This is a genomic window from Pyxidicoccus xibeiensis, from assembly GCF_024198175.1.
Taxonomy (GTDB): domain Bacteria; phylum Myxococcota; class Myxococcia; order Myxococcales; family Myxococcaceae; genus Myxococcus; species Myxococcus xibeiensis.
On the sequence record NZ_JAJVKV010000001.1, the window covers coordinates 1,184,932 to 1,209,031 of the forward strand.

Annotated in this window: 21 protein-coding genes; 10 read left to right on the forward strand and 11 right to left on the reverse strand. The window is 68.9% G+C overall.

Annotated elements, in window-relative coordinates:
- The first annotated feature begins 3 nt into the window (after nt 1–3).
- The gene (locus LXT23_RS04770; protein ID WP_253978866.1) at nt 4–1,044 is read left to right on the forward strand and encodes an ROK family protein; all 1,041 of its coding nucleotides are present in this window, start codon (nt 4–6) and stop codon (nt 1,042–1,044) included.
- A 6-nt stretch (nt 1,045–1,050) separates the two neighbouring features.
- On the opposite strand, the gene LXT23_RS04775 is transcribed toward LXT23_RS04770, so the two are convergent.
- On the reverse strand, nt 1,051–1,590 hold the full coding sequence (locus LXT23_RS04775) for a pyridoxamine 5'-phosphate oxidase family protein (RefSeq protein ID WP_253978867.1): 540 nt from the start codon (nt 1,588–1,590) through the stop codon (nt 1,051–1,053).
- A 280-nt stretch (nt 1,591–1,870) separates the two neighbouring features.
- Here LXT23_RS04775 and LXT23_RS04780 point away from each other — a divergent pair, with 280 nt between their 5' ends.
- Both LXT23_RS04780 and LXT23_RS04785 read left to right on the forward strand, forming a co-directional pair.
- On the forward strand, nt 1,871–2,767 hold the full coding sequence (locus LXT23_RS04780) for a S1C family serine protease (protein WP_253978868.1): 897 nt from the start codon (nt 1,871–1,873) through the stop codon (nt 2,765–2,767).
- Nucleotides 2,768–2,789: 22 nt separating this feature from the next.
- Nucleotides 2,790–3,704 (forward strand): S1C family serine protease, encoded by a 915-nt coding sequence (locus LXT23_RS04785; RefSeq protein WP_253978869.1) that lies wholly within the window; start codon nt 2,790–2,792, stop codon nt 3,702–3,704.
- Nucleotides 3,705–3,730: 26 nt separating this feature from the next.
- Here LXT23_RS04785 and LXT23_RS04790 read toward each other — a convergent pair whose 3' ends face one another.
- The 3 genes from LXT23_RS04790 to LXT23_RS04800 form a co-directional block, all read right to left on the reverse strand.
- Nucleotides 3,731–4,942: a TetR/AcrR family transcriptional regulator gene (locus LXT23_RS04790; protein WP_253978870.1), complete on the reverse strand. Its 1,212-nt coding sequence runs from the start codon at nt 4,940–4,942 to the stop codon at nt 3,731–3,733.
- A gap of 136 nt (nt 4,943–5,078) precedes the next feature.
- Complete coding sequence (locus tag LXT23_RS04795; protein ID WP_253978871.1) at nt 5,079–5,672, reverse strand: hypothetical protein; 594 nt, start codon at nt 5,670–5,672, stop codon at nt 5,079–5,081.
- Between the two features lie 163 nt (nt 5,673–5,835).
- Nucleotides 5,836–6,129 carry a UBP-type zinc finger domain-containing protein gene (locus tag LXT23_RS04800; protein ID WP_253978872.1) on the reverse strand — a complete coding sequence of 98 codons (294 nt, stop codon included), beginning with the start codon at nt 6,127–6,129 and terminating at the stop codon, nt 5,836–5,838.
- Between the two features lie 154 nt (nt 6,130–6,283).
- On the opposite strand from LXT23_RS04800, the gene LXT23_RS04805 reads away from it, so the two are divergent.
- Complete coding sequence (locus tag LXT23_RS04805) at nt 6,284–7,816, forward strand: MFS transporter (protein ID WP_253978873.1); 1,533 nt, start codon at nt 6,284–6,286, stop codon at nt 7,814–7,816.
- A 110-nt stretch (nt 7,817–7,926) separates the two neighbouring features.
- On the opposite strand, the gene LXT23_RS04810 is transcribed toward LXT23_RS04805, so the two are convergent.
- On the reverse strand, nt 7,927–8,265 hold the full coding sequence (locus LXT23_RS04810; protein WP_253978874.1) for a hypothetical protein: 339 nt from the start codon (nt 8,263–8,265) through the stop codon (nt 7,927–7,929).
- A 297-nt stretch (nt 8,266–8,562) separates the two neighbouring features.
- On the opposite strand from LXT23_RS04810, the gene LXT23_RS04815 reads away from it, so the two are divergent.
- Both LXT23_RS04815 and LXT23_RS04820 read left to right on the forward strand, forming a co-directional pair.
- Nucleotides 8,563–10,197, forward strand: coding sequence for a hypothetical protein (locus tag LXT23_RS04815; protein WP_253978875.1), 1,635 nt, complete (start codon nt 8,563–8,565; stop codon nt 10,195–10,197).
- A gap of 10 nt (nt 10,198–10,207) precedes the next feature.
- Complete coding sequence (locus tag LXT23_RS04820; protein WP_253978876.1) at nt 10,208–11,608, forward strand: hypothetical protein; 1,401 nt, start codon at nt 10,208–10,210, stop codon at nt 11,606–11,608.
- A gap of 75 nt (nt 11,609–11,683) precedes the next feature.
- Here the strand turns inward: LXT23_RS04820 and LXT23_RS04825 are convergent, their stop codons facing one another.
- On the reverse strand, nt 11,684–12,313 hold the full coding sequence (locus tag LXT23_RS04825) for a DUF2306 domain-containing protein (RefSeq protein ID WP_253978877.1): 630 nt from the start codon (nt 12,311–12,313) through the stop codon (nt 11,684–11,686).
- Nucleotides 12,314–12,937: 624 nt separating this feature from the next.
- Nucleotides 12,938–14,470 carry a hypothetical protein gene (locus LXT23_RS04830; protein ID WP_253978878.1) on the reverse strand — a complete coding sequence of 511 codons (1,533 nt, stop codon included), beginning with the start codon at nt 14,468–14,470 and terminating at the stop codon, nt 12,938–12,940.
- Between the two features lie 58 nt (nt 14,471–14,528).
- On the opposite strand from LXT23_RS04830, the gene LXT23_RS04835 reads away from it, so the two are divergent.
- Nucleotides 14,529–15,203: a hypothetical protein gene (locus tag LXT23_RS04835; protein WP_253978879.1), complete on the forward strand. Its 675-nt coding sequence runs from the start codon at nt 14,529–14,531 to the stop codon at nt 15,201–15,203.
- A gap of 162 nt (nt 15,204–15,365) precedes the next feature.
- Here the strand turns inward: LXT23_RS04835 and LXT23_RS04840 are convergent, their stop codons facing one another.
- The 3 genes from LXT23_RS04840 to LXT23_RS04850 are packed head-to-tail and all read right to left on the reverse strand — an operon-like array spanning nt 15,366 to nt 16,821.
- On the reverse strand, nt 15,366–15,791 hold the full coding sequence (locus LXT23_RS04840; RefSeq protein ID WP_253978880.1) for a hypothetical protein: 426 nt from the start codon (nt 15,789–15,791) through the stop codon (nt 15,366–15,368).
- Between the two features lie 52 nt (nt 15,792–15,843).
- The gene (locus LXT23_RS04845) at nt 15,844–16,416 is read right to left on the reverse strand and encodes a hypothetical protein (protein WP_253978881.1); all 573 of its coding nucleotides are present in this window, start codon (nt 16,414–16,416) and stop codon (nt 15,844–15,846) included.
- 6 nt (nt 16,417–16,422) lie between these two features.
- On the reverse strand, nt 16,423–16,821 hold the full coding sequence (locus tag LXT23_RS04850) for a hypothetical protein (protein WP_253978882.1): 399 nt from the start codon (nt 16,819–16,821) through the stop codon (nt 16,423–16,425).
- A gap of 343 nt (nt 16,822–17,164) precedes the next feature.
- Between LXT23_RS04850 and LXT23_RS04855 the strand changes: the two genes are divergently transcribed.
- Nucleotides 17,165–17,674, forward strand: coding sequence for a hypothetical protein (locus tag LXT23_RS04855; protein ID WP_253978883.1), 510 nt, complete (start codon nt 17,165–17,167; stop codon nt 17,672–17,674).
- Nucleotides 17,675–17,825: 151 nt separating this feature from the next.
- Here LXT23_RS04855 and LXT23_RS04860 read toward each other — a convergent pair whose 3' ends face one another.
- Nucleotides 17,826–19,283 carry a pyridoxal phosphate-dependent decarboxylase family protein gene (locus LXT23_RS04860; RefSeq protein WP_253978884.1) on the reverse strand — a complete coding sequence of 486 codons (1,458 nt, stop codon included), beginning with the start codon at nt 19,281–19,283 and terminating at the stop codon, nt 17,826–17,828.
- 102 nt (nt 19,284–19,385) lie between these two features.
- Between LXT23_RS04860 and LXT23_RS04865 the strand changes: the two genes are divergently transcribed.
- Both LXT23_RS04865 and LXT23_RS04870 read left to right on the forward strand, forming a co-directional pair.
- Nucleotides 19,386–20,807, forward strand: coding sequence for an aminotransferase-like domain-containing protein (locus tag LXT23_RS04865; RefSeq protein WP_253978885.1), 1,422 nt, complete (start codon nt 19,386–19,388; stop codon nt 20,805–20,807).
- 184 nt (nt 20,808–20,991) lie between these two features.
- Complete coding sequence (locus LXT23_RS04870; RefSeq protein WP_253978886.1) at nt 20,992–24,033, forward strand: carboxypeptidase regulatory-like domain-containing protein; 3,042 nt, start codon at nt 20,992–20,994, stop codon at nt 24,031–24,033.
- The last annotated feature ends 67 nt before the right edge of the window (nt 24,034–24,100 follow it).

A 24,100-nucleotide genomic window follows, 5' to 3' on the forward strand; every position in this document is an offset into this window, starting at 1 on the left:
TGGGTGGCACGGCGCCACCGGGTGCCCGACGTCTCGACGCTGGAGGTGTGGAACCTCCCGGTGCTGGGGCATGAGCTGTGGCAGCTGCTCGGCACGCCTCGGGTCGACGCGGACCGGCGCGCGGGAGTGCCGGAGCCGGAGCTTGCGCGCCGGTTGATGCCCGCGCTCGTCGAGGCGCTCCAGCTTCTGGTGCCGAGGCATGTGGTGGAGGCGGTGTGGCTCAGCGGCGGCCTCGCGTGCATTGAAGGCTTCGGGCGACTGCTCGCGGAGGCCAGCGCCACCCTGCCGTGTCCCGTGTACGTCGCGGAGGACCCGCGCTTCGCTCCGGTGCGCTCGGGCCTGAGACTCCTGGCGAGGTCAATGGAGCGCAGGCTGAACGAACCACCGCCCTCTGCAAGCCACGTGGAGCGCACTACAGGAAAGGCTGGCCTGAACGAGCCACCGCCCTCTGCGAGCCCCGTGGAGCGCACCCCAGGACACGCAGGCCTCAACGAACCAGCACTGCGCACGGCCCCCGCGGCACGCATCGCGGGACACACGGGCGTCAACAAACCACCGGCGCCCGCGAGCCCCGTGGCCATCGACGTCGGGCAGACGAGCATCAAGTGCGCGAGCCCCAGCGCCCTGCGCGTCTTCGAGCGAGACACCACCACCCTTCCGCTGCGCCTCATCGGCACACCGCGCCCGGCGGACGGGCACCACATCCCCGCAGCAGTGCGCTTCATCGCCGGAGCCCTGCGCACCTTCGTGGAGCAGGACGTCACGGTGCCGCCGGACGCGCTGTGCCTCGCACTGCCGTGTCCGCTCGACAATGCGCTCGTGCCCGGAGGCTGCACCTACGGCTGGGAGGGACACACGCGCCTGGTGGCGGACCTCCTCGACGCGGCGAAGCTTCCCGGGCCGGGCGGCACGGTGCTCGTCCTCAACGACGCCGAGCTGGCCGCGGAGGCCGCGCGCGAAGATGCGCGGCTCGCGGACAGTGGGCGCGTGCTGTGCCTCACGCTCGGCTTCGGGCCTGGAGGCGCACTGCTGGAGCGTGGCTGACCGGCGTCAGTGGTGCAGGTCCAGCTCCTTCTTCGGCGCGGGCTCGGGACGCTGCTTCGTCACCAGGGCCTTGGCGGTGCTGAAGAGCACCTTGAGCTTGCCGCCCTCGGGGTGGACGTACTCGGCGTGCTCCGGGACGAAGCGCAGCAGGGCGATGTCGCCCTCGTCGGGGCCCTTGGGGAACCAGGGCTTCCAGCCGGGCTCCCACAACTCGTGGATGACCTTCCGGTCCCGCACGATTTCCACGACGCCCGACACGGAGAGGTACGTGGAGCTGTTCTCCGTCGAGTGGAAGGCGAGCGAGCAGTGCGGGTCCGTCTCCAGGTCATGCACCTTCTGGGTATCCACCCAGGTGGCGAACCAGATTTCGGAGCCGGACCGGCGCTTCTTCGACAGGGCCATGGGCCGCGTGTGGAAGTGCCCGTCCACACCGCGCGTGGTCAGGAGCGCCACGTCGTAGTCTTTCAGCAGCGCCTCGAACTCCTGGCGGTCGCCAGGAGTGATGCCCTGCGCCGGCTTCGTCGTGTTCTCACGGGTCTCTTGCATGGGCTCACCTCACGTTCAGCTTCGGGATGGAATTTCTCGGGATTGGGATGGACCCTGGAGAAGCTAGGAATGCCTTCACCCGGCGTGAGCCTCTTGACGGGAGGAGAGCGCACCGCCCGGCAGGCTGGCTGCTCTCCAGGCCCGGCTCCTGCTCAGGCCGCGCCGGAACTCCTCCAAACGGAGAGGCCACCTACCCGAACGGGTAGCTCCACCTCCTGCCCGGTCTGCCGATGTGGCGCCTTTTCGAGGCCTTTACGTTCTGCCTCGAAAGGAAGCCGCCATGTCCACCGACCTCCAGTCCCTCTCCCACTCCCTCGCCTCCGTCGTCGAGCGCGCCGCCCCCAGCGTCGTCCGGGTCGACGCGCGCCGCCGTCGAGGCGCCACCGGCATCGTCTGGAGCGCCGAGGGCCACATCGTCACCACCAGCCACGCCGTCGAGCACGAGGGCCACATCCAGGTCGGCCTCGCCGACGGCCGTGCCGTCTCCGCCGAGCTCATCGGCAGGGACCCGAGCACCGACCTCGCCCTCCTCAAGGCCGACGTGTCTGGCCTCACCCCACTCGCCCCCGCCCCGCTCGATGACGTGAAGGTGGGCCACCTCGTCGTCGCCGTCGGCCGCCCGGGTCGCACCGCTCGCGCCACGCTCGGCATGGTCAGCACCCACGGTGACGGCTGGCGCACCCACGCCGGGGGCCGCGTGGACCGCTACCTCGAAACGGACGCTGACCTGCCGCCCGGCTTCTCCGGCGGCGCGCTGGTGGACGCGCAGGGCCGCCTCGTGGGCCTGCTCACCGCCGCCTTCTCCCGCACCGCCGCCGTCGTCATCCCCGGCGACACGCTCACCCGCGTGACGTCCACGCTCCGGGAGCATGGCGGCGTACGCAGGGGCTACCTGGGCGTGGGCGCGTACCCCGTCCGCATCCCGCAGCACCTGACGTCCGCCGCCGGCAGTGACGGCGGCCTCATCTTCCTCTCCATCGAGCCCGACGGCCCGGCGCACAAGGCCGGACTGCAGATGGGCGACGTGCTGGTGAGCCTGGGCGGCCAGCCGCTGCACCGGGTGGAGGACCTGCTGGGCTACCTGGGCGACGAGAAGGTGGGCACCACCGTCCAGGCCCGCGTGCTCCGCGCTGGCGAGGTGCGCGAGGTGCCCATCACCGTCGGCAAGCGTCCGTGAGGAAGGCAGGGAAAGGAACGCCATGAAGCTGCTTCAACAATTCTCCGATGACCTCGAAGCCCTGGTGGCGCGCGCCGCTCCCGCCGTGGTGGGCGTGGAGCACTCGCGCGGCCACGGCACGGGGCTCTTCCTCACCCCGGACGGCTACGTCCTCACCAACCGCCACGTGGTGATGCGCACGCGCAAGCTCACCATCCAGCTCTCCAACGGCGAGGAGCTCCGCGGCGAGCTGGTGGGCGGAGATGCGCCCACGGACCTCGCGGTGGTCCGCGCCGAGGGAACGGACTTCCCCACCCTCCCTCTCGCGGAGCCAGGGTCCGTGCGCGTGGGCCAGCTGGTGATGGCCATCGGCAACCCGTTCCGGCTGGAGCAGTCCGTGTCGCTCGGAGTCGTGAGCGCCATCAACCGCAGCCTCCCGCTGCCCAACGGGGTCCTGCTGGAGGGGATGCTCCAGACGGATGCGGCCATCAACCCGGGCAACTCGGGCGGTCCGCTCATCAACACGCGTGGGCAGGTGGTGGGGCTGAACACGCTGGTGCTGCCGTATGCGCAGGGCATTGGCTTCGCGGTGGGTGCCAGCACGGCCGCGTGGGTGGCCAGCCTGCTCATCCAGCGCGGCAAGGTGGAGCGGCGCTTCCTGGGCATCGCGGCCACCGCGGTGAACCTGGACACGCGGCTGGCAAAGGACACCGGTCAGCCGCGCGCGGTGAAGGTACTCAAGGTGCAGGACGGCACGCCGGCCCACGACGCCGGGCTCCAGGTGGATGACCTGCTGCTGGCCATCAACCGCAAGACGGTGAACAGCGTGGATGACCTGCAGCGGCTGATGGCCCTGGCCACGGACGAGGAGGTCACGCTGGATGTCCTGCGCAAGGGAGGAAGCCGCAAGAAGCTCTCCGCGCGCACCCGCCCGCGCGTCGAGCCCGTGGCCGCGTGAGGGGACGCGACGGTGGCTCCCTCTCATCAGCAGAGGGGAGCCGCCGGCATCCTCGCGGGCTCATTCATGACGCGGAAGAGTCCTGCGGAGTCCGGAGGCTCCAAGACCGCTCGAAGCCAGGGCATGCGGGAACGCGGCGAGCGCCATGGCCTCCAGTGCGTTGCGTGCCACGTAGCCCGGAAGGAGCCTCCTGAGTGCATTGTCCTCGTCCCGGCAGGGCCGCATCGAAGTGCGCGCCGGGGCCTGGCGTGCATCGAGCGCCCGAACGCCGGGGCATCGTGAGCTGCTGCCAGGGCCTCTCCAGCCATCATGGCTTCAAACCGCGCCGCTCCCACCCCCGCAGGTGAAGCACTCAATCCGCGCGGCCCTGAGTCTTCGGGCGAGGCAGTTGCCGGAGTACCGCCCTCCGCCATGGCTTTGGGACGCTTCGTTTCCACGGGTGGAGCGCCTGGCCGAGGCGCCGCCGCGTCATCAGCCATGGGTTTCGCCGCGTCACGGTCGGGCACTTCGTCCGAGGCCTTCTCGCCCTCTGGAGGCGGATGCGCCGCCGCGCCATCCTCCATTGCCGCAGCCGCGCCACTGCAAGGCACCTCAACCGAGGCCTTCTCGCCCTCTGGAGGCGGCATGCCGCCAGGCCCCCGGGGCGCCGACGTCTCCCTGGGCCCCAGCGCCCGCCAGAGCGCCTCCGCCGACGCGAGCACGTCCTCCTCCGTCACCGCCCCTTCCCACTTCATCGCCACCCGTCCCAGCTCCGCCAGCGCGCCCCACACCAGGCACGTCCTCGCCATCGTGGACCCCGGCTCCAGCACCCCGTCACGCTCGCCCTGGCTGACCACCTCCCGGACCAGGTCTCGCACCCGCCAGCCTCGCTCGTCGTCACGCCCCTGCTCCGGACGGGCGTGCAGGAAGACGAAGCTGAAGACGCCGGGCATCCGCAACACGTAGTGGGCCAGCAGCCTCCAGAGGGCGAAGAAGCCTTCGCGGAAGCCCGCGCCCTCGTCCGTGCTGGCCATCTGGAACTCGTAGCGCGCATACCGGTACAGCTCGTCGTCGGAGAAGTCCCGAATGGCCAGTGCACAGCCGCGCTTGCTGCCGTAGCGCCGGTACAGCGAGCCCACCGACATGCGCATCACCCGCGCCAGCTCCGCGGCCGGGGTGTTGTCGTAGCCGCGCTGCGCCATCACCGCCGCCGCCTCCTCCATCCGCGTGGCCACGAACTGCTGGTACAGCTCCATCATCTGCCCACCCCCTGCCGGACCGACCCGCCCGCGGAAGGAACGTTCCTTCCGCCAGCTCCGTCCTACCGGGTGGGGCTGACATGCAGACGGAGGACGACCGGGCAGGTCCGCTGCGGGCTGGCAAGCCACGTGGCCTTCAGCGATGCAAGGACTGTAGCAACTGTCTCACGTGCGGCCACAACTCCAGATGCCGCTTCGTGGGACGCCATGCGGCGAACGCGTCGAGAGTGAAGACCCGCACGTGTTCCGACAGAGACCTGGGAAAGACGGGTGCCAGATAGACGACCTCGCACTCCACTTCGACGGGGACCTCGCGCGCCACGGCCTGGAGCAGGTGCTCGTACTTCTCGCGATGATTCGTGGCCTCTTGAATGGTGCGGATGCGTCCCAGCAGCGCCTCCATCCCGACAGCTCGCGCCTCAAGGTAGGTGCGGAGCTGCTGGTCGCAGAATGAATCCGCCGAGGTCTTCAGCTCCAGTAGAAGCCACGCAGGACTCGGCCCGTCGCGACGGAGCAAATAGTCTACGTTGGTGCTCTGATTGCCGAATTCCTTCTTCAATGGAAACTCCGGCGCGATGATGCGCACGGGCGCATTGCACTGCTCTGACAGGAACTCCTCGATGAAGAGCGCGAGGAAGACATCCACACGGCGCTCGAGCGAGTACTTTGGAAACTGACGAAAGTGTTCGAGCTGCGCGAAGAGCTCCGCGATGCTCCCATCGAGTGCCATGACATCCCTTGACGAAGAGGACCGCTACGTCGCGGCCCCAGCGCCTCGCATGATACGGGGAGAGAGCCTCGCCATGGCCTGCATCGCGCCCGGCCCTTCCGTCCGCTTCGGCTGGCAGTCCTCGCCCACCGTCGGGCCCCAGGGCGACTGGAGCGGCAACGCGCTACGGCCGGGCCTCGTCGGTGATGACGGGCCGGTGCTCCAGGAAGACCTCGTCCTCGAAGCACCACACCCAGTCCTCGCCCGGTTCGAAGGACTGGATGACGGGATGGTGCGTGCGATGGAAGTGCTTCGTCGCATGCGTGTTGGGTGACGAGTCGCAGCACCCGATGTGCCCGCAGGACAGGCAGCGCCGCAGGTGCACCCAGCTGGACCCGCTGGACAGACACTCCTCGCAACCCACCGCACGGGGTGCCGGGTCTCCCGCCTGCTCGACGTGTTCGCAGTCCGCGGCCATGTCACACCTCCCTGAAGGCACACGCCCCAGCTTCACCCTATGCACGCCAGCGGCATGCTCCACGGAGCCAGGGCCCGAGCAGCCGAGCCCCCGCCAGGACCGCCAGGCGCGCGGCGGGTGACAGGGCTCCACCCGAGCCCCACGCTTGAGCCGTATGGCTTCCGGCGCTCCCGACTCCCCCCTGGCCTACGCCAGCCCTCGCGGTCGGGGCGTGCTGCTCGCCAGCGTCCTCGGCAGCGGCATGGCCTTCCTCGACGGCACCGCCGTCAACGTGGCCCTGCCCGCCATGGGCCGCGAGCTCCAGACGGACCTCTCCGGCCTCCAGTGGGCGGTGGACGCGTACCTCCTCACGCTCGGCTCGCTGGTGCTGACGGGCGGAGCGCTGGGCGACACGTGGGGGCAGCGCCGCGTCTTCCTCCTGGGCCTGGTGGCCTTCACCGCCACCTCCGTGCTGTGTGGCCTGGCTCCGAGCGCATGGACGCTCGCCCTCTTCCGCGCCGCACAGGGCCTGGGGGCCGCGCTGCTGGTGCCCGCCAGCCTCGCCCTGCTGCGCACGTCCTTCGTGGAGGCAGACCGGCAGCGCGCCATCTCCGCCTGGGCCGGGCTGTCGGGTGTCACCTCCGCGGTGGGCCCCTTGCTCGGAGGCTGGCTGGTGGATGCGGGCTCGTGGCGGCTCGTCTTCTTCCTCAACGTGCCCCTGGCTGCGCTCACCGCGTGGGTCACCCTGCGCCACGTGCCGGACGTCGCACCGAGCCAGGAGGCGCGACGGGTGGACTTCGCCGGCTCGGTGACGGCCGCGCTCGGGCTGGGCGGCGTCATCTACGCGCTCATCGAAGGCCCCTCCCACGGCTGGCATCCCCCGACCATCGTCGCGGGCGTCGGAGGCACCCTGCTGCTGGCCGCCTTCATCGTCCTGGAGAAGCGCCAGCGCCACCCGATGCTGCCGCTGTCCCTGTTCCGCTCGCGCACCTTCTCCGGCACCAATCTCACCACGCTGGTGGTGTACTTCGCGCTGGGCGGCGCGACGTTCCTGGTGGTGCTCGCACTGCAGCAGCAGCTCGGGTACTCCGCGCTCGGTGCCGGGGCGGCGCTGCTGCCCATCACCCTGCTGCTGCTCGCGCTGTCACCTGTGGTGGGCCGGCTCGTGGGACGCTTCGGCGCGCGCCCGCTGATGGTGGCCGGGCCGCTGCTGGCGGGACTGGGGCTGGCGCTCCTCACGCGCCTCCAGCACGGTGGCAGCTATGTGGCCACGGTGCTGCCGGGTGTCATCGTGCTCGGCCTGGGCCTGGCGCTCACCGTGGGGCCGCTGACGGCCATGGTGCTCGGCGCCGTGGGAGACGAGTACGCGGGCATCGCCTCCGGAGTGAACAACGCGGTGGCGCGCATCGCGGGCCTGCTCGCGGTGGCGCTGCTGCCGCTGCTGGGCGGGCTCGCGGGTGACATGGGCACGGACTTCCTCGCCGGCACGCGGCGCGCGCTCTGGGTATCCGCGGGGCTGTGCGCGGTAGGAGCCCTGTGCTCGCTCCTCACGATTCCACGGGAGACGGGCCGCTCGAGAGCAGGCTCCCCGCCAGCGGCCTCCCGCCCAGCGGGTGCACCTCCACGGGAGCAGCACGCATCGCCGCCCGCTCACGGCCACGCCAGCCCACGCTCAGCGCGGCGAAGCGGTGGAGCCCCTCCGCAGTGAAGTATCGTTTGCGGTGCTGGCCGCGCTGCCCGCCCTCGACGAACCCCGCGAGCTGCCTGGCGTGGCCGGCATCGACGAACCGCTGAGCGCGCTGGAACGACGCGACGGGTTCAGCCCCGGTTGCCCGGGCCGGCCGGCCGCCGCGCGCCGGGCAGACCTGCGAGCAACATATCGGCCAGCTCCTTTTCGATGGCCACCGGGAAGAAGCGGCCGGGTGGCACGCTGCCTTCGTCGGCGAGGCGCTCGGTGATGGCGGCGAAGCCGTGGTCCTGCGTGGCGCCAAACGGGGCGTAGCCATTGCTGCTGACACCCATCCGCCGCAAGAACTCCGCATAGGTGCCAGGCAGCACGACGCCGCGGTCGGCGGCCAGGGCTGAGACGGCGGCGTCCGGCACCCCCTCCATCCTGGACAGGAATGCCGGGTCGCGTCGCCGGATGAACTGGAGCACGAGGGGCCAATCCATCAACGGGTTCCTTCAGGGCGGTGGGTCATGAGCAGCGGCTCCTGGCAGGTATGGCACGAGGCCACCGACGACGTCACGGAGGCTGGCTCGTCGCGGGACGGACCATCCCGACGGCACTCCGGCTCCCAAGAAGTGCCCGGAGAATGCACGCCGAGTTCCGACAACCCGCGCCTCCGCACCAGCCCGCGACCTCCCCTCGAGATCTTGTGTCACACTGGGAGTGAACCTACAGTCGCCAGCTCCGTCACTTCGCATTCGACTCCGAATCGCCCGGGGCGCCCTGTGAGCACACAAGCCGTTGAGCTGGAGAGAATCACCTCGGCCAACCTGGTGTCCGGGTTCAAGACGACGCTCCTCCATGACCACCAGCCCTTCGCGGCGCGAGTGAGCTGGATTCAATGGGACAGCGGGTTCCGGGACAGCGGGCTGGAGATCGAAGACCTCATCCTGGCGGTGAATGGCATTCCGCTGGCGCTGCCCGAGGATGCCCGTGAGCGGCAAAGCCAGGCCCCCAAGGTCATCGGGCAGCACGGCGAGCACAACGGCTTCGCCGAGGCCTCGCTGGTGGAGGGGGCGTCCATCTCGTTGACCGTCCTTCGGAAGAACAGGCCCGGCCGGGGGTATCGCTCGCTCGAGGTAAAAGGCCGCCTCCGGGCCGAGCGCATGTACTGTGACTCCGCCGGGAAGCGGGCCCTGGCGCCCGGGGGGCCCCAGGAGTTCGCTCGGGACGGCACCGACGAGTCGTGGATGTCCTGGTATCCCAAGCGCGTGTGGGACTGGGAGCGTTACCTGGACGGGCGGTGGCTGCAGGGGCTCGACAACCGGATGGAGTGGCAGGCCCATCTGCAACATCAAGCGCGCGTGGAGCTTGCGCTGAAGCTCTATCCGGGAGAGTTCTCCCGGCGCCTCAAGGAAGACTTCGACCGCGTGGAGCGCTGCCTCGCCGGCGAGCCATTCGCCCTGCCGCCGGAGGTGCTCGGGTTCCGCGAGGCCAACGCCAGGTGCGAGAAAGTCGTGGCGGAGGCTGGTGACCGGGGCTGGGAGGCGTTCCTCGCGGCGAATCAAGCCCACGTGCTGGAGAGCCTCCCGCGCCTGGACCTGATTCGCGACGACCGCTCCGGTATCACGGGAAAGCTGCTGGTCCTGCGCGGGCTTTCCGCACGGCAAGCGGTGAATGACGGGGTGCGAGCCATCTTCACCGTACAGCACTCCGGACACTGGGCCTTGCTCGCCGCGGACCACCCGGCGCTGAAGGGATACGCCGAGGCGGTGTCTCGCTACAAGATGAAGGTCAACGCCCGGACGCCTGAGAGCTTCGACGTCGTGGCCCGGATTGCGCCGCAGACGCGCATGGCGGTGACGCGCTCGGGTTCGGCCATTGGCCTGGACCTGGACCCGGTGGCGGTCCGCGCGCCCGGACGATTCTTCATGGACCTGTCCACGGCGTCCTTCGCGGGAGAGGAGCTCCTGCCCACGGCGAGCGGCGCCCTACCTCCCGACGATGCGTCCCCCTCGGACGTGATGCGCGTCCTGGTCCGGGCGTTGAAGGACGGGCAGGACAGTCTTTGGAAGTCTCTCTTCGCGGACTGGAGTGCCGGCGGCGGCGGGGCCTTGCCCTTTTACCGTCCCTTCCATCCCTACAACACCTGGGACGGCGACTGGAGACGTGCCCGGAACCTGATTCTCAACAAGGTCCGACACGTCGAGCCCGTGTGGGAGAGCGAGCCCCGGGAACTCATGTCGGGCCGCGAGTTCGAGGGCGCGCCCCACGTCGAGGAGGTCGTGGTGGAGATGAGCCACGTCGACCGCTTCGAGGAAGTTGACCGTGTCTTCGTGACAGTCTCCTTGCGCCGGGTGTGGGGGCTTCAGCGCCGCAACGGCGGCCCCTGGCGCATCGTCACCCGCAATTCCATCTAGCGGAGAGCCCATGCCGGACTACACCAGCCGCGCGGACGAGATGCTCAAGGAGATCGAGGCCATCCAGAACAAGCTCCCCGAGGATGCCGCCAGGAAGCTGCGGGAGGCGATGTCTCAATACCTGTCGCTCCGGAAAGCCTGTCTGGATGACCTGGTCAAGCTCGTTGAGGACGAGAGTTCCAGCAACACGTCCGCGGCCGGGCAGTGGCGTTCCCGTTGCGAAGCGGTCCGCTCGGCGCTGGCGGAGCCGTTCGAGAACGCCTTGAGGAACCTGGAGCTCCCGGCCCCAGCCGCAGCGGCGGGCTATGGGTGGCAGATGGGAAACAAGGTGAAGGAGGAACAGTTCTTCGCCGCGCTGACAGAAATCAATGTGGCAACCGTGCGCGACTACCTGGTGGCCAACCACCAGAGCCTCAAGGAGTACAGCCAGACGCTGGACGAGAAATGGAAGCGGATCACCAGCGAAACAGACACGCTGCAGTCGGAAGAGCAGAAAGCCTACCAGGCAATGCTGCAGATGACCCGGGAGATCATCAAGAAGTTCGCTGAGGAGGAGCGGACGCTCTACGAAAAAGCCAGACAGGCAGGGCAGTTCGTGCTCAGCGGGGCGGAGCAAGGCCTGGATTTATTGGGGGAGTTTATCCCCTGGATGAAAGGCGTAGCCGCGGTCATCTCGCCTGCGGCCGAGCGCCTCAAGCAGCTCAATGAGTTCTGGCTGCAGACGAACAGCATGCTCTTCGGTCGCATGGGCAACTACCAGTCGCTCGTCCAGGCCGAGCGGGGCGGCATCCTGCCCCTCTTCAAGGAAACGCGCCGGCAGGTGGAGGAATACTGGCAGAAGAACGGGCTGGAGAGAGCCCGGGAGATGCTCAACGGTGGGAAGTCCTCTCTGGATGGATGGCTGTCGGCGTGTCCCACTCCGGCCCAGAAGGAAGACGCCCGGCGCTTCTACGATGCCGCCTATGCCTCGCTGGAGAAGCACCTCAAGAACGTGGAAGCCGTCGCCTCGGAGTTCGAGAGGAAATGGAACGGCGTGTTCAAGGGTGCGCTTTCCCCCAGCGTGGCCGACGAGCTGATCGATGGGTCCGCCTGGCGCATCAATGCCCGCACGCTGGCGGAGATTGGCACTCCGGCCCTGGTGACGAGCATGGTCGAGAAGTTGGACGGATACTACGAGGAGTCCTTCGAGGAGCCCTTGGCGCACTTGCGTGCACAGGTGAAGGAGTTTCCGGAAGCCTCGCGTACCGACGCGCTGCGCGCGCTGGACGAGGTCCAGAAAAGCGTGGAGTCCAGCGTGCGGGAGCGGATCAAGGCCCTGCAGCAGTCGGTGTTGTCATCGCTGGACTGGTTCCGGCCCGGCGCGCTCGAGAAGGCCTTCAGCCGGGAAGACCTCAGAGATGCACTGGAGTAGGCCACCGGTGGGCAATTGCGCCAGGATGAAGCCGGCAGTCCTCGGTCCAAGCTCGACAAGGGTCCGCGGCAACAGTCACGAAGGCACGAGCTCGCGCGCCTGGAGCTGTCTGCGCGAGATGAAATATGCCACGCCGAGGTTGGGGACCCAGCAGAGCCAGGCGACGACTCTGTAGGCCGGGATGAAGTCACCCAGGGCGTGAGTCAGGACGGGCATCCAGAGTCTCAGCGTGACTGCCGCGAAGCAGGCGGCATAGCTGTAGGTCATCATGAGCCGGTGTTCTTCGAGTCGCCGGCTCTTGATGAGCCAATAAGCGGAGGCAGTGGTATAGAGCCAGACGATGCCCAGGCTGACGAAGCCCGCCGCGGCGATGACGCCCCCCGTGGCGAAGAAGCCGACGTAGACGCCGGCGAGCCCGCTCAGCAGGACCGCGCCGACGTAGACCTTTCCAAGGAGCCGGTGTGCGCCTGGGCGCTTGAGTCGCAGTCTCGCGACGAACTGGGTCCAGCCGATGGCCAGCGCAAGTCCTCCCAGGGCGATGTGCGTGTAGAAGGCCGCGCTCCAGACGGGGTCGGTCAGGAGCTCGCTGCTCTTCAAGGCACGGATTCCAAAGTTCGAGGCCGCGAGGAAGTAGCTGCCGGGATAGAGGCCCACTGCCAGACAGAGGGCGGCGAAGAGGACCCAGCATGCCTTGCTTGCCATCATGGAGACTCGTGGCTCGGAGTGGGAGGAACAGCGCGGGAGATGAAACACCAGAAACAGAATGCCGTGTTCCTCGGAATTGAGCGCTGAAGGGCTGCGTCTGTCGGCCGATGTGCGCCACGATGGACCTCTCGTGGGTTCGTCGAGACAGCCCGTCCCTGTGGATGGGTGGGGCGTGGGATGGCGAAGCCGCTCCTCGAGCACGCCGGCCCTTCAGTAGGACTCCGCGCAGGCAGCCCAGTCGGCCATGTAGCACTCACCCTTGTGGATGACGCCGAGAGGGCACTTCCCCGGCTCCGATGACTCCACCTTCACCCAGCACTTCGGGCGCCGCTCCAGGTTGGAGGAAAAGTCGTCGCCTGACCCTCGAAGCACGACAACGGCCACTGCCGCTCCGGCAAGGAGAACAGCAATTACAATCGCGAACACCCTCATCCGATTCATGACGTCTCCCGGAGAGTCAGCAAGGATACAGCGGTCCAGCGGATGGCGTGGCTGGCGGCGCATCGTGGTCGTGCGGCCTTGGGCTCGGGCCCAGCAGTGGGGGCGCCATCCATACAGCGGCCCTGAACCGCTGGCCCCGGTGATTGGTATTCCGTGCCGTCGCGCATCATCGCGAAGAGGGGGTCAGCCCCCCGTCCGCTCCACGCGCACGGTGAAGTCGAGGCTGTCACCCGCGCCGGAAAGCAGCAGGGTGATGCGCTCCGCGGTGCTCGCGTCGATGAGCCAGCGTGTCGGCGACGGGTGTCTCGGGAACAGCCCGCCGCCTGGCGAGTGAAGACCCAGCGTGCAGGCCGGCTCGCAGGTGACCTGATAGCGGCCGGCCGCGTCCGCCTGGAAGGCGATGGCGTCGACGTCCGCGCGTTCCTGAAACACCCCGCGGGTGACGCTGCCCACGGTGATGAGCGTGGCGGTGTCCGGGGTGTTCCCATGCTCGTCCGGGCCCAGCTCACGGAGCGTCAGCGGAAACGGGCTGGCAAGACTGCTGCCGGATGAGACGTGAACGAAGTGGGTGCCCGACGTGGCGAGCTGATGGCGCAGGAGCCTGCCGCTTTCGCTGAACACCTGCTGTCCGGAGGCGTCGGTGATTCGGATGAACCGGGGGCTCGGCTCCGTGGAGAGGGCGTAGCCATGCCCTCGCGTGCCGGTGAAGGAGAAGACGTCCACGTCGTCCTTCCAATGGCCCTGGGCGGACACGGGCACACCGGGAGCCAGCGGCGTCGCGCCCGTGGGCTGGTCCGCGTGGTCGTCGAGCCCCAGGTCCTCCATGCGGCAGGTCAGCACCCATGGAGCGTCGGCAGCGGGCCCGCGCGCCTCCAGGAACCAGCGCGCCTCCGCCCCGGCCTTCATGGCGAACAGGAACTGCCCGTTGTCGTTGGTGGCCACGCGCGCGCCCGCCGCGTCCACCAGCGCCAGCGTCACGTCCGGGTGCCCCGGTCCCGTCCTCGCGCAGCTGAGGTGGTAGCCGTGGCCCGCCGTGGGGTGGAAGGCCACGACATCCGTGTCCCCGAGCGGGTGGAGCATCACGAAGAAGTCCTCGCCCGAGGCCTGAACGCGAGGGGCGTCCTGCCGGCTGTCGGCATCATCCGGACCGAAGTCCCGGAACTCGTACGCATACGGGCCCGCGTCGAGGGGGCGGCCCGCGGACACCACCAGATACAAGGGAGTGGTCTCGGTCATGTAGAACCAGTGGACGCCCTCCTTCGCTGGCGGCCGCTGGGCTCCGGGCCCCTTCAGCACGCGCACGTGACACGCGGGCAGCCCCTCCCTGGGAGTGCAATTGAAGCGGTACGTGTGGCCGGCTTCCGCGGTGAAGGTGAAGAAGTCCACGTCCGACTCCCCTCGGAAGGGAGGGCTGATGAGGCCTTGCGCCTCGGTGGAGGACGAGACGAGCGGCGTGGCGGAGTCGAACGAGTTCCCGTGGTCATCCCGCGCCCGGACCATGGCGACTTCACAGGTCAGCCCGGCCGCCTGCTCCCACGCGCCGCAGCGGCACACCGGCTGCCCCTGCTCCGAGATGCAGGTGCCGGCGGTGCACTCCACGTCGGCGCAGACCCTGGCGTCCTCTTCCAGGGACACGGACGGGCCGCAGCCTCCCACCATCCACAGCAGGGCCACTGGCAGCAGCCAGCGGCTGAGAAAGAACGCATGGCCGTGCATGAAGTCCCACCCTCCAGGTTGACGTGGCGAAACGGACCGTAATAGTCGCGTCCCTCCCATGCAAAGCCTGACTCTTCGCACCCTCCTGGTGGTTACGCTGCTCGTCTCCCTGCCGCGCGCGGCGGCCGCGGAGTCACCCTCGGAGGAGGACGCGGGGGGGCTGCCACGGTGGCTGGGCGTGGGGCTGCGCGCGGGCTACGCCCTTCCCAGGGGACCGACCGAGGGTGGACCCGAGGCGCCCTATCTCTTCGACCTGTACAGCGGCCTGTTCGCGCTCTGGCTGGACGTGGGCTACCGCTTCGAGTCCGACCTCGAGGTCGCGCTGTGGGGCCAGCTGGCGCGCGCGCAGATTCGCGGCACCTGTCCGGACACGGAGGAGTGCACGGGTAGCAACCTGCGACTGGGAGTGCTGGGGGCCTACCACTTCAACGCCCGGGGCACGACGGACCCCTGGCTGGGCCTGGGGCTGGGCCATGAGCGCACGCGCTATCGCATCTCGGAGACGGAGCTGACCTATGCGGGCCCCGAGGTCAGCCTCCAGGGAGGTTTCGACAAGCACCTGGTCAGCGCGCTGTGGGGCGGCTTGTTCTTCTCACTGTCGGCGGGCCGGTATGACTCGCTCGACGTGCGGCTGGGCTCGGGAACCGGCAGTGAGTCGCTGAGACACCGTGCGACGCACTACTGGCTGACCTTCGGCGCACGGCTGCGGCTGAGGGACCTGCCATCCCGCTGAGCGCCAGTGCCTCCTCCACGGGGTGCAAGCCGTGGAGGAGACACCTTCCCTGTCTGGGCGCATCAGCGCGTGCCGTGCGGAGGAAGCAGCGCGCCACGCGGTGGGATTGGGCGACGGGGCTCGAGCCTCAACGGGCGCGACCGCGGCTCGCTGTTCCGGAGCTCAGAAGTTCGTGTTGAGCGAGCCGTTGGTGAGCCTGAGGTAGGTACAGGTGCCGCTCGCGTCCCACCGCACGTCGAAGAAGCCCCGGGAGCTCAGGGCCTGCTCCCAGAGAGACGAGACGGTGGCGTCCGGGATGCAGGTGTAGATGGTGTCGGTGGTGGCGCCCGGCACGGTGGCCCGGGCATAGAAGCTGCGGTTGCCGGCCAGGTCATCACGGAACTGGGCGGAGGTGGTCGCTGCCGCGTCCTCGCGGAAGCCGATGAAGTTGCCATGGCAGCGGCCCGAGCCATCCGTGTTCTTGGTGCAGGACACGGTCCTCGTCTGGAGGCCCGCGCTCGCGATGGAGGCGATGCCGAGGGCGGCGAGCGCCACCACCGGGGACAGCGACTTCAGGGAAAGGGACTTCAGGGAAAGGGACTTCGTCATGGTCTTCTCCTGGATGGGATGACTTCCGACAGCAGGACTCTGGGGTGAGGCGCTACGGCAGCCCATCTGTCTGGTCGGAAGGAATGAGTCGGTTCTGGTTGATGGCGACGACGAGCTTGCGCCGGAGCTCCGCGGCTTCGGCGCGGCCGTGGAGGTGGGAGAGCTCTTGTCGAATCTCGAGCACATCCTCCGCCGTCATGCGCCCGCTGGAGACGACCTGCTCCACCAGCGAGCCCGCGCGGGCCACGGACTCGCGCTGCTCCTGGGACAGCGCTGGAGCAGGAGCGGGAGGCTCCGCTTCGCGTGAGCCCATGCCGAGCGCCCCGGACTCCGTCAGCAGGGTCGCCATTCGCTGGGCAATGGCATCCAGGTCTTCGGCGGTGGGCCGTGCGGAGCCCGAGGCCAGGGACGGAGGAATGCCCGCGGAGCTGCTCCCGGAAGGACTGCTGGGGACGTGATGAATGGCCTGGACGGCCCGGCGCAGCGCGGCGACCTCGGTGGAGAGCTCCTGCATGCGCAGGTCCTGGACCTGCTGTCCCTGGCTCATCGCGAGCCAGCAAGCCATCGCGCTGCCCAGGGCTGATGTCAGCCCCAGCAACCCCGTACGCAAGACATGGGCGGTCATGGCGGCTCAGAAATGAGAGTACTGGCTGCCGTTGTTCAGGAACAGCGAGTAGCACTCACCCAGGACGTTCCAGTAGATGGAGAAGTAGCCTTGGTGGTTCATGGCCTTGCTCCACTGCGCGCCCGTCGCTGCGTCAGCCGTGCAGTTGAAGTACTCCGTCGTCGTGCCAGACGTGAGGGCCGCGGTGAAATACAGAGCGGAGGCGCTGGTCTGGGTGAACAAGGCCTGGGTGTTGGCGCCGGAGTGATTGCGGAAGCCGAGGAGGCTGCCGTAACACCGCCCCGAGCCATCCGCGTTCTTGTAGCAGTTCGCGGATTCAATCTGGTAACCGGCCAGGGCCGAGGGAGCTGTCATCAGCGTCGCGAGACAGACGGCGGCCGCCCAGGTCTTCGAGGTATGACTCATGTGGATTCCTTTTCTGAAGCTGGCCAGGGCTCCTGCCTGAATGCCTGGCCGAGAGAAGCGAGGTGAGGTCCTTCGCTTGAAACAGAGGCTATGGAGCGGGTCTGACATCAACGTGACGGCGTTCGTCGCGCGCCCTGGAGGTCGCCGTCCTGCACCGCGCGCGGGCGGACGCAGGAAGGCGCCCACCGCGCGCAACGACATCGACCACGCGCCGGCGGGCAGGGCCTCGCGCGCGCTCCGGCAGGTAGACTGACGTCATGGCCGCATCGCTCCTCTTCCTCGGCTTCGCCGTCCCGATTGCCGGGCTGGTGCTGTTCGACTTCCTCTCCCGCCGGAGGGATTGATGTACCTGGGCCACGTCGGCGTCGCGCTCGCCTCCCGCCGGCTGGGCCCCGGCGTTCCCCTGGCGTGGCTGTGCACCGCCACGGTGTTCCTGGACTTCGTGGACGTGGCGGTGGACGTCGCGGGGCTCGACAATGCCTTCACGGCCTGGAGCCACACCCTGCTTGCCGCCGTGGGCTGGTCCGTGCTCGTGGGGGCGCTCGGCTGGCTCGGACGGGGACGCACCGTGGGCCTGCTGCTGGGGGCCCTGGTGCTGTCCCACGTCCTCACGGACTACGTCACCAGCCACCTGTGGCTCTGGCGCGACGGCCCCCGGGTCGGCCTGAAGCTCTATGCCTGGCCGTGGCTCGACTTCGGCGTGGAGGCCGCCGTCATCGTGGCGGGATGGTGGCTGTACCGGGGCTCCCTCTCCTCCGGGGCCCGGCGCAGCCCCTTCGTCTGGTGCGGCCTGCTCTGGCTCCTGGCCTTCCAGGTGGCCTTCAACGTGCTGGGGGTCGCGCGCGTCCCGTGAGCACGCGGGACAGCACTGCGCCGAGCGACAGTCGCCCGGGCCCCGCGAACAGCATGTCCGGGGGCATCACATCAGGTCGACGCTCCAGCTCCACTGCGCCGGAGTGGGGTCCACGTTCCCAACCGGTCCACGAAATCGGGGCAGGCTCAGCCTATCCGTGGGGAGCCTGAACGCTCGTCAGCTCCTCTCCCAGTGTGCGGAGATGAGCGAGCAGCCCCCGTGTCTCGGTCTCGGTGGCGCGGTGGTTGACGAGGCAGGCCCTGAGCGCGGTGCGCCCTTTCAGCTTCGTGCCGGTCAGGAAGAAGACCCCGCGCCGCTCGCACTCTTCGAGGAGCCGGTCATTCAGTTGGTCCAGTGCGTCGTCGCTCAGTGAGCGCCCGTCCGCGGGGACGTACCGGAAGCACACGATGGACAGCGGGACGGGCGCCATCAGCTCGAAGTCGCGCGCCTGGTCTATCTCCGCCGCGAGCCGACGCATGAGGAGCACGTTCTCCTCGACCACCGCCTTGAGCTTGCGGCTTCCATAGATTTGGAACTGCATCCAGACCTTGAGGGCCCTGAAGCTGCGCGACAACTGGAACGTGTGGCCCATCCAATCCCACCTCTCCGCGCTGTCGCTCTTCGCGTGCAGGTAGGGCGCGGCGTAGCTGAACGAGCGCCGGAGGCTGGCCCAATCTCGCACCAGGGCGCAGCCTGCCTCGAACGGCACCTGGAGCCATTTGTGGGGGTCCAGGGCGACAGAGTCTGCCCTCTCCAGTCCCCGGAACAGGTCTCTCGTGAGGTCCACCGTGGCGGCGGCGGCCCCATAGGCACCGTCCACGTGAAACCAGAGCCCGTATCGCGAGGCCACGTCCGCCAACGCGTCGAGGTCATCCACGGCCCCGGTGTTGACGCTCCCGGCGCTGCCCACCACGCAGAAGGGCTGCATGCCCGCCTTCAGGTCCTGGAGAATCTGCTCCTCCAGCTTCGACACATCGACCCGGAAGCGGGAGTCCACCGGAATCCTCCTCAGGTACCGGCCCCCAATGCCAAGCATCTCGACGGACTTGGTGACACAGGAGTGCGTCTCCGTGGACGCATAAAGCGTCAGGGGACGCTCGAAGCGACACCCGTCCTCGCGCGCTCCCGGCGCCTGGGCATCCCTGGCGACGCGGAGGCAGTACAGATTCGCTTCACTGCCTCCACTCACCAGCACGCCTCCCGCCTCGTCGCGGTAGCCAATGAGCGCCGACAACCAGCGGATGACCACTCGCTCTATCTCGGCCGCCGACGAGGCGAGGTGCCACTTGGCAGCGTTCACGTTCAGCGCGGCGCAGAGGAGCTCGGCGAGGATTCCGACCTGGCTGCCTCCGGACATCACATAGGCGAAGAACCTGGGACTGATGTTGAGGGTGGAGTGCTCGAAGATGAACGGGACGTCTCTGGCGAGAACCTCCTCGGGCTCCCTCCCCTCGGCAGGCAGCGGCCCGGAGAATCTGTCCGCGATGTGTTGAGGCGTGCTCGCATGGGTGACCTTCCTCTCACCCAGGGTGGCGTAGAGCGAGAGCACCTGCTCGCAGGAGAGTTCCAGCAGTTGGCGAAAGCGCTGCAGATCGAGGTCAAGGTTCATGGTGCCTCCTGAAGCCGCAAAGGAGCTGCCAGGGTAGTGGCCCTCACTTGATGGATACAGATGCAGAAATCAGAATCGCATGGGATACAGTTCCGGGAGCCCATGAAGAAATACGAGCGATTGGCCTCCGAGCTTGAGCTGCAGATCTCCAGCAACCTGGTGAAACCCGGAGAGCGGCTGAGCTCCGTTCGCGAGCTGAGTCACGTCAAGAAGGTGGGGCTGAACACCGTGGTCCGCGCACTCCAGATTCTCGAGGACAAGGGCCTCATCGTGTCGAAGCCGCAGTCGGGCTTCTATGTGCTGGGCCCTCGCACGCCCTCCGGAGTCACGGCGCCCAGGATGCGCCTGTCCCTTCCCAGGGAAGTGGACGTGCCGGAGCTGGTGTCCACCGTCTTCGAGTCGGCGAAGCACCGGGAGCTCCTCCCTCTGGGCGCGGCCTGTCTCGCCGCGGAGCTCTATCCCTGTGAGTCCATCAACCGCATCACCCGCCGCGTGGTCCGGGAGCAGCCGCTCCTGGTGGGCACCTATGAGCTGCCTCCGGGGAATTTCGAGTACCGCCGGCAGATCTCACGTCGGCTGGAGCGGTTCGGCTCCTTCGTGGCTCCCACCGAGCTCGTCGCCACCAGCGGAACCATGGAGTCCCTCGGGCTGGCGCTGCGGGCGACCTGCGCTCCGGGGGACACGGTCCTCATCGAATCCCCCCAGTACTTCGGCATCCTTCAGGCGCTCCAGCAGCTCCAGCTCAAGGTCGTCGAGGTCCCCTCGCACCCCACCGAAGGAGTCGTGCTGGAGCGGGTGGAGGAGGCCCTCCAGCGCTGCGACATCTCGGCGGGCATCTTCACTCCCAACTTCAGCAACCCCATGGGAGCGCTGATGAGCGATGAGAAGAAGGCCTCGCTCGTCGAGCTCTTCGCGCGACACGACATCCCTCTCATCGAGGACGACATCTACGCGGAGCTGTCGTTCCAGGGGCTTCGCCCAAGGCCGTTGAAGGCCTTTGACACGCAGGGGGGCGTGCTGACCTGTGCCTCTTTCTCCAAGACTGTCTCGCCAGGGCTCAAGGTGGGCTGGCTCGCGCCAGGCCGGTATCTCGAGAAGGTGAAGGCGCTCCAGCTCGCATCCACGATGGGGGGTGGCTCACTGTCGCAACAGGTGATGGCGAGCTTTCTGGCTTCCAAGGAGTACGAGCGACACCTCGGAGCGCTGCGCCTGCACTGCTCGGTGCAGGTGGAGCGTTTCTCTCGTCACATCCTGGCCCACTTTCCCGAGGGCACGCGGACCACGCTGCCGAAAGGAGGCTTCGTGCTCTGGGTGGAGCTGCCCAGGCGAATGGACTCCGTGGAGCTGTATCGCCGGGCACTGGAGAACGGCATCTCCATCTCTCCGGGCACCCTGTTCTCCACCCGAGAGCGATACCGCAACTACATCCGGATCAACTGCGGGAACATCTGGACCGCTTCGCTCGAGCAGGGATTGCTCCGGTTGGCCCGGCTGGCGACCGCGCTCCAGAGGGTCAGCCCATGAGGGGAAGCCTGGCCCGGAGGCGGTGAAGGCGTCTCCCTGGACTGCGGCGCCGGAGGAGCTGAATGTGCGGCTGGCCTCCGGGCGCACGGGTGGACGTGACGGTGAAGGACGGTGAGCCCGGCGTCCTCGCTGTGCCGTCCCTGCTATCCTGTTGCGTCTGGAGCCACGAGGTCCGGAGGGCTGGATGCGCACACGGCATAGGGTGCTCGGGCTCGTCGTCCTCGGAGCCCTCACGCTCCTGGGCCTGTGGCTGCCACGCGGCGGCGTGCAGTCCCGGCCCGATGCGCCCTCCCCGGCCCGGGCGGTCCATCCCCGGGGCTCCGCGTCCTTCCACCGTCCGCCCCCCCAGCGCACCGGTGAAGGCCCGCGCCTGCGCGGCACCGTGGTGGACCGCTTTGGCGCTCCCGTGGCTGGCGCCCGCGTCTCCGCCACGTGGCCAGAGCCCGGACAGACGCTGTCGGAGCGGCCCTGTCCCAGGGACGCCTCGGACTCCGAGGACACCCCGGGCCAGAAGCTCGCCGACTGCATGGTGCTGGCGAGAGACCTCGTCCTGGAGCTCGTCGCCGCGCGCGAGGGCGAGGTTCCCCTCCTCGCCGAGGCCACGACCGCCGACGACGGCACCTTCGTCCTCGAAGGACTGCCTGAGGGCCCGCTGTCGCTCTGGGTGCTGAGCGAGCACGGCGCGGACCTGCGCTCCGGCATCCCCGCGGGCACCGAAGGCGTGACGCTCATCATGGGCCGGGGCCGCGTGGTGGAGGGACTCGTTCATGGCGAAGGCACGCCCCTGGCCGAGGTGTGGGTAACAGTGTTCGACGCCCGCAACACCCGCTTCTTCGACGCGACCACCGGCGCGGACGGCCGCTTCCGCGTCGGCCCGCTGCCGCATGGCGACCTCTACGTCTTCGCCGCCCACGAGGGCTGGCTCCCCGCGCTCGTGCCGGCCGACGAGGCGAAGGAGGTGACACTCCACCGCCCGCGCCCACTCACCGGCCGCGTGGTCTCCGGCCGGGCCCCCGTGCCGGGCGTGGAGGTGCGCATGCGCCCCAGCGTGGGCCCTCCTGGCGCCGGCAAGCGCCTGGCCATCACGGACGCGGAGGGCCGCTTCACCTTCATGCTGCCCACGGACGACGAGTACATGCTCACCGCCTCGCACGACGGACGGTACGCGCTCGCCCGCGTGGAGCCCGGCGCGTCGCCTCCCGAAGTCCTCCTGGAGCTGGGCAGCGCCCTCCACGTCGAGGGCCGCGTGTCCGACGACGCACGGCGGCCCGTGGCTGGCGCTCGTGTGGCGCTGTACCCGGACGGGGACTCCCCCGTGGGACTGGAGACCGTCACGGACACGGAGGGGCGCTACAGCATGGGCCCGGTGGAGCCCGGCTCCTGGGCCTTCGCGCTGCAGGCCGACCGGTACGTCGACCCACCGGAGATGCTGAAACGCACGCTCGCTCCCGGCATGGGCCCCCTGGACTTCACCCTCGCCCGCGCGAGCGCCATCACCGGCAACGTCACCGACGCCGAGGGACGTCCCGTGCGGGGAGTCGAGCTGTTCCTCATGCGCAGCCCGTCGGATGACGACGAGCGCATGTTGCGGACGTCGACGGACACGGACGAGGACGGCCGCTTCGTCCTGGACGCGGAGGCTCCCGGGGACTTCGTCGTCGAAGTCCGCAGCTCCGACCACCTCGACGCCAACTTCCGCGTCCGCGCGCCGTCCGAGGACGTCCACCTCACCCTGCGCTCCGGTGCCTCCGTGAAGGGGACGGTGGTGGATGCGGACGGCCTCCCACTGGAGAACTTCCTGGTGGAGCTGCTGGACCCCGAGCTGGGCGAGGAGGTGAACCGGGACGCGATGACCGACGCGCAGGGACGCTTCCAGCTCCGGGGCGTGAAGCCCGGCAGCTACGTGCTGCAGGCAGCGATGGAGAACCAGGGCTTCATGCGCAGGCCCTGGCGTGAGGTGTCGCTGAGCGACGGCGAGCAGGCGGAGGTGGAGCTGCGACTGGCGCCAGAGCGCAGCCTGTCCGGTGTCGTGGTGGACGGCTCGGGCCAGCCCGTCGACGGAGCCCTCATCCGAATCCATCCTCCCGAGGAGGGAGTGCCGCCATGGAAGCGGGAGGGCCGCAGGCGCCAGGACGGACCGCCCCGGGGCATCCTCAGCGGCCCGCACGGCCGCTTCACCGTGTGGCACCTGGCGGAGCCCGAGTACAACGTGGCCGCCTCGAAGGACGGCTACGACTTCTCCGCCGGGAGCTCGGTGGGGGGCCGGCCCGTGGAGGGCGTGGACCCGCTGCTGTCCAAGGTGGCGCCGTGGCTGCGCGTCGGCAACGACACGCTCCAGGTGCGCCTGGTGATGGAGCGACGCGTCCACGTCTCCGGCCGGCTCGTCGGCCCCGATGACGCGCCCCTCCAGCGCTTCTACTTGAACGGCAAGCCCGTGGAGGACCCCACGGGCGCCTTCACCCTGCCCCTGAAGTCGGAGGAGCCCACACGGCTTTCCTTCTATGTGGCAGGGCTGCCTCCGCTGATGCTCGAGGTGGAGCCGCGCGCGGCGGGAGCGGACCTGGACCTGGGCAGCGTCCGGATGCCGGCGGCGCGCACGGTCCGCGGCCGGGTGCTCGACGCGGAGACGCGGGCCCCGGTGGAGGAAGCCCACGTCTACAGCACCACCCGGCCCGGCAATGGCTCGACGGAGCGCTTCCTGAGGGCCGCTGACATGACGGACGCGGAGGGGTTCTTCGAGCTGTCCCCCGTGGACACCTCGCACGCCTTCACCCTTCATGTCGTCGCTGAGCGCCGCTATCCGCGGCGGGAGCTCACCGTGGCCCCGGGAACGGAGACGCTGACGGTGCTGCTGACCCAGGGCGCCGACGTGGAGGCGCCCGTGAGCGGCCGGCTTCCCCTCATCTTCCAGGAGGCCGCGGGCGGTGCCACGGTGAAGCTGCGCGCGCCCGACGTCAGAGGCTGGAACATCTTCCTGCTCCCGGGCAGCGTGCCTCCGCCCGGGACGCTCGCGGAGATGCTGCACCTGATTCCCCTGGACCTGCTTTCCGTGAAGTCAGCGGACGAAGCCACCTTCCTCCATGTGCCCGAGGGTCGGGCCACCGCCTTCCTCCTGGGTGGCTCGGAGAACGGGTCGCGAGTCCACACCGAGGAACTGGACATCCCCGCCAGTGGCACGGAGTCACGAGAGCTACAGCCGGTGTGGCGGACAATCGATTCGAAGTAGGAGGAAAGGGCAGGTCCCTGCCGTCCACCCATCCGTTGCCGGCGCTTCGGCCAGTTCGCTGCCAAGG